Raw genomic sequence first — 498 nt, forward strand, 5'->3', positions numbered from 1 at the left:
TTTGGTGGAGCCTAGCGGGATCGAACCGCTGACCTCCTGCGTGCAAAGCAGGCGCTCTCCCAGCTGAGCTAAGGCCCCAAAGAAGTGGTCGGGAAGACAGGATTCGAACCTGCGACCCCTTGGTCCCAAACCAAGTGCTCTACCAAGCTGAGCTACTTCCCGATATATGGCGCGCCCGAGAGGAGTCGAACCCCTAACCTTTTGATCCGTAGTCAAACGCTCTATCCAATTGAGCTACGGGCGCAATATAATATTTAGTGTATTGTTCATTGATATTGTCGTACTTTATTGAAAGATATTTTGCTTTCGCAAATTAATGAAAATTATTTTGCTTCGCAATTTTTTGAAAGATATTTTGCTGACGCAAAAATCATTGGTGCCGAGGACCGGAATCGAACCGGTACGGTAGTCACCTACCGCAGGATTTTAAGTCCTGTGCGTCTGCCAGTTCCGCCACCCCGGCAAAAAGTTCTGGAGCGGAAGACGGGATTCGAACCC

General features: G+C 49.0%; 4 tRNA genes. All 4 read right to left on the minus strand.

From position 1 onward, the window contains the following. Window positions 1–2: 2 nt before the first annotated feature. The 4 genes from FGG79_RS21340 to FGG79_RS21355 all read right to left on the minus strand — a co-directional run bounded on the left by FGG79_RS21340 (window position 3) and on the right by FGG79_RS21355 (window position 463). Window positions 3–78: transfer RNA gene (locus FGG79_RS21340), tRNA-Ala, on the minus strand. A gap of 7 nt (window positions 79–85) precedes the next feature. Continuing rightward, window positions 86–162 (minus strand) — tRNA-Pro (locus tag FGG79_RS21345). A gap of 5 nt (window positions 163–167) precedes the next feature. After that, a tRNA-Arg gene (locus FGG79_RS21350) sits at window positions 168–244 on the minus strand. 130 nt (window positions 245–374) lie between these two features. Further along, a tRNA-Leu gene (locus tag FGG79_RS21355) sits at window positions 375–463 on the minus strand. Window positions 464–498: the final 35 nt, after the last annotated feature.

This window comes from Bacillus sp. BHET2, assembly GCF_005938125.1.
Lineage (GTDB): Bacteria > Bacillota > Bacilli > Bacillales > Bacillaceae_B > Rossellomorea.